Annotated in this window: 4 protein-coding genes; 3 read left to right on the top strand and 1 reads right to left on the bottom strand. The window is 72.6% G+C overall.

Going from position 1 to position 4,483, the window contains the following annotated elements; all coding sequences use genetic code 11:
• A partial coding sequence (locus CA983_RS41120) for a helix-turn-helix transcriptional regulator (RefSeq protein WP_086605768.1) occupies window positions 1-892 on the bottom strand: 892 nt, incomplete at its 3' end.
• 62 nt (window positions 893-954) lie between these two features.
• Here CA983_RS41120 and CA983_RS41115 point away from each other — a divergent pair.
• The 3 genes from CA983_RS41115 to pfkB all read left to right on the top strand — a co-directional run bounded on the left by CA983_RS41115 (window position 955) and on the right by pfkB (window position 4,422).
• The gene (locus CA983_RS41115) at window positions 955-2,463 is read left to right on the top strand and encodes an MFS transporter (protein ID WP_086605767.1); all 1,509 of its coding nucleotides are present in this window, start codon (window positions 955-957) and stop codon (window positions 2,461-2,463) included.
• Between the two features lie 253 nt (window positions 2,464-2,716).
• Window positions 2,717-3,478 carry a DeoR/GlpR family DNA-binding transcription regulator gene (locus CA983_RS41110; protein ID WP_086605766.1) on the top strand — a complete coding sequence of 254 codons (762 nt, stop codon included), beginning with the start codon at window positions 2,717-2,719 and terminating at the stop codon, window positions 3,476-3,478.
• Entirely contained in the window at window positions 3,475-4,422 is a 948-nt protein-coding gene (gene pfkB / locus CA983_RS41105) for a 1-phosphofructokinase (protein ID WP_086605765.1), read from the top strand. Before CA983_RS41110 ends, pfkB begins: the two co-directional genes overlap by 4 nt.
• The last annotated feature ends 61 nt before the right edge of the window (window positions 4,423-4,483 follow it).

Here is a 4,483-nt window from a genome sequence, read left to right as displayed (position 1 = left end):
CCACGAAGTCGCACTCCGGCAGCGCCAGCCGGAACGCCACCCACTGCACGGCATCACCGACGGACCCCCGCAGTCGGCAGCTGTTGTCGTCCAACGGCTCCGGCGTGCCGAGCCACTTCGGCAGCCGGGCGGCGACGAAGTCGGCCGGTGCGGCGAACGTGACCTCGAAGTCGTACGTCTCCTGCTGCCGTTGCATCGACTGCCGCAGGTACTCCGCCGCATTCCCCGTCGGCAGCTCGCGCGGCACGAACCGCGCCCCCGTCGCGAACGGTTCGCTCACCCGGTCGACGCGGAACGTACGCCAGTCGTCCCGGTCGATGTCGTACGCCACCAGGTACCAGCGGCGGCCTGTCGACACGAGCCGGTACGGCTCCGTCAGGCGCCGCGACTCGGTGCCGTCCGCCGCCCGGTAGGCGAACCGCAGCCGCTCGTGCCCCGCCGCCGCACAGGCCATGACGGTCAGGGTCTCGGGCGCGATGCTGGGCCCGTCCCCGCTGGTCAGCGGTGTGGTCGCGGCCTGGAGCGTGGTCACGCGGTGGCGCAGCCGGCCCGGCAGCACCTGCTCCAGCTTGGCCAGCGCCCGCACCGACGCCTCGTCCAGGCCCTCCACCGCGTGCCCCGCCCCGGCGCGCAGCCCGACCGCGATGGCCACGGCCTCCTCGTCGTCGAGCACGAGGGGCGGCATGGCCTTGCCGGCGACCAGCCGGTAGCCGCCGTCGGCGCCCTTGGTCGCCTGCACGGGATAGCCGAGCTCGCGCAGCCGGTCGATGTCCCGCCGGACCGTGCGGCGGGAGACCCCGAGCCGGCCGGCGAGCTCGCCGCCGGGCCATTCGCGGGGCGTCTGGAGGAGGGAGAGGAGCGTCAGCAGCCGGGCCGGAGTGTCCGTCGTCATACCGACGAGGATGCCGCACCAGTAGGACACGATCTGACCTAATGACCCTCTAACTTCTGGGCATGACCTCCACCGAGACCCCTCTCAGCACCGCGGGCGGCGGGACCGACCGCCGCCGCTGGTTCGCCCTGGCGATCGTGATGACCGCGGCCTTCATGGACCTCGTCGACGTGACGATCGTCAACATCGCCATCCCGTCGATCCAGCGGGAGGCGGGCGCGTCCTTCGGCCAGATCCAGTGGATCACCGCCGGTTACGCCCTCGCCTTCGCCGCCGGACTGATCACCGGCGGACGGCTCGGCGACATCCACGGCCGCAAGCGGATCTTCCTCATCGGCATCGGCGGCTTCACCGTCGCCTCCGCGCTGTGCGGCCTCGCGGTGAACCCGGAGATGCTGGTCGCCTCGCGGTTCCTCCAGGGCGCCATGGCGGCGCTGATGGTGCCGCAGGTGCTGTCGATCGTGCACGCGACCTTCCCGGCGCACGAGCGGGGCAAGGTGTTCGGGCTGTTCGGCGCGGTCGTGGGGCTCGGGGCCGTGTCCGGTCCGTTGCTCGGCGCGCTGCTGACCGAGTGGAACCTGTTCGGGTGGGAGTGGCGCTCGATCTTCCTGATCAACCTGCCCGTGGGCGTCGCGGGTCTGATCCTGGGCAGCCGTTTCATCACCGAGTCCAAGGCGCCGCGGGCCCTGAAGCTGGACCTGGTGGGCGTCGCGCTCGTGACGCTGGGCCTGCTCATGCTGCTCTACCCGCTCATCCGCGGCCGCGAGCTGGGCTGGCCGCTGTGGGGATACGTCTCGATGGCCGGCGCGCTCGTCGTCCTCGCGGCGCTGGTGGCGTACGAGCGGCGCAAGAGCGCACGGGACGGCTCCCCGCTGGTCGAGCTGTCGCTGTTCCGGGTCAAGAGCTTCGCGGCCGGGATCGCCGTGCAGACCGTCTTCGGGGTCGCGCTCGGCGTCTTCTTCCTGGTGTGGACGCTGTACATGCAGTTCGGGCTGGGCTGGAGCCCGCTGAAGGCCGGGCTGACCGGGGTGCCGTTCTCGATCGCCGTGTCCGTGGCCGCCGGGATGTCCGTGCAGAAGCTGGTCCCGCGCTTCGGGCGCAAGGTGCTCCAGGCGGGCGCGCTGGTGATGGCGGCCGGGGTGCTGCTCTACCTCTGGGAGTCCGGGCACTACGGCCTCGGCATCGCGCCCTGGCAGATGGCGCTGCCGCTGGTGGTGATGGGCGTGGGCATGGGCCTGATCGTCGCTCCGCTGACCGACGCGATCCTCTCCGAGGTGCCGCGCGAGCACTCCGGCTCGGCGTCCGGGCTGCTCAACACCGTGCAGCAGATGGGCAACGCGCTGGGGCTGGGCCTGGTGTCGGTCGTCTTCTTCGGAACGATCGGCGACGATCTGCGCCGGGACCAGGTGGGCCCGGCCTTCGCGGACGCCTTCCGGAACTCGCTGGGCTGGGTGGCCGCGGTGATGGGCGTGATCTTCCTTTTGATGTTCGCCCTCCCGAAGCGGCCGGCGCAGCATGTCGAGGGGGAGCAGGCGACGGTGGAGCCGAAGGAACCGGCGCTGGTCTCCTGACGATCGTCCGGCAATCGTCGGCATTCGTCCGGCAATCGTCGGAGAACGGGCTCGGCACATGGGTGCCGAGCCCGTCCTTGTTCCCGAGCCGTCCTTGTCCCGAGCCGTCCTTCTTCCCAAGCCGTCCTTGTTCCCGAGCCGTCCTTGTTTCCGATCATGCCCGATTGAGTCCGAACCTGTTTACTTTGCGGAAATCTCGGCGTAGCCTCCCGCTGAAACCACACGTTCGGGCATGAGTCGGAGGCGAACAGACATGTACGCACCGGAGCGGCAGCAGGAGATTCTCCGGCTCGCCCGTGACGGCGGCCGAGTGGATGTCGTGTCGCTGGCCGAGGAGTTCCAGGTGACGGCGGAGACGATCCGCCGGGACCTGAAGGCCCTCGACCGCGCCGGACTGGTCCGCCGGGTGCACGGTGGGGCCATCCCGGCCGGGCGCCTGGACTTCGAGCCGGACCTCGCCGAGCGCGAGACGACGGCCCCCGACGAGAAGGACCGCATCGCCAAGGCGGCCCTCGCGGAACTGCCGACCGAGGGCACGATGATCCTCGACGCCGGCACGACGGTCGYCAGAATGGCCGCCGCCCTCCCGCTGGAGGCCTCCCTCACGGTCGTCACGCACAGCCTGCCCATCGCGGCCCGCCTCGCCGACCATCCCGGCATCCAGCTCCACCTCATCGGGGGGCGCGTGCGGCACCGCACGCGCGCCGCCGTGGACGCCTGGGCGCTGCGCGCGTACGGCGAGATCCGCGCGGACGTGCTGTTCGTGGCCGCCAACGGCTTCTCCGCCGAACACGGCCTGACCACCCCCGACCTCGCCGAGGCCGCCGTCAAGCGCGCGGCCGTGGCCGCCGCCCGCCGCGTGGTGCTGCTCGCCGACTCCTCCAAGCACGGCCAGGAGCACTTCGCCCGCTTCGGCGACCTGAGCGATGTGGACCTGCTGGTCACCGACAGCGGGCTGAGCCCCGAAGACGCCGTCGCGATCGAGCGCGGCGGCACGGAAGTAGTGCGCGCATGATCCTCACCGTGACCCCCAACCCGTCCCTGGACCGCACCTACGAGGTGCCGTCCCTCGACCGCGGCGAGGTCATCCGCGCCACCGGCGAGCGGATGGACCCGGGCGGCAAGGGCGTGAACGTCTCGCGCGCGGTCGCCGCGGCCGGGCAGCGCACGGTGGCGGTCCTGCCCCTGGGCGGCGCCCCCGGCGCGCTCGTCGCCGACCTGCTCGACGCACAGGGCATCGAGGTCGCGCCGGTCCCGGTCGCCGGGGCCACCCGCTCCAACATCGCCCTCGCCGAAGCCGACGGCGTCCTGACGAAGATCAACGCGCCGGGCCCCGAACTGTCCGAGGCCGAGCGCGAACTGCTCCTGGAGACCGTACGGCAGCAGTCCCGCGACGCCGCCTGGATCGCCTGCTGCGGCAGCCTGCCGCGCGGCCTCGCCCCCTCCTGGTACGCCGAGCTGGTCGCCCGCACGCACGCCGCCGGTGCCCGGATCGCCCTGGACACCTCCGGGCCCGCGCTCCTCGCCGCCCTGCGTGAGCGGCCCGACGTGGTCAAGCCCAACGCCGAGGAGCTCGCGGAGGCCGTCGGCCGCCCCCTCGCCACCGTCGGCGACGCCGTGAAGGCGGCCGAGGAGCTGCGCGAGATGGGCGCCCGGGCCGTCCTCGCGAGCCTCGGCGCCGACGGGCAGCTGCTGGTGTCCGACGAGGGCGCCTGGTTCGGCGGCGCCCGCGTGGACGYCGTACGCAGCAACGTGGGCGCCGGTGACTCCTCCCTCGCCGGTTTCCTGATCGCCGGCGGCAGCGGCCCCGAGGCCCTCGCCTCCGCGGTCGCCCACGGCGCGGCGGCCGTCCAACTGCCCGGCAGCGTCATGCCGACCCCCGGCGACCTGGACCCGGCCGCGGTGACGGTCACGGCGGACATCCCGGCGGACCGTGCCCTGAAGGAGCCGGTGTCATGACGTACGAGGAGCAGCGCGGACCGACCCGCGAGCGGCGGACCTCCCCGTTACGACCCGCCTC

Source organism: Streptomyces swartbergensis (assembly GCF_002148965.1).
GTDB lineage: Bacteria > Actinomycetota > Actinomycetes > Streptomycetales > Streptomycetaceae > Streptomyces > Streptomyces swartbergensis.
The sequence above is the reverse complement of the archived record's forward strand: the minus strand, read 5'-3'. Positions and strand labels throughout refer to the sequence as shown.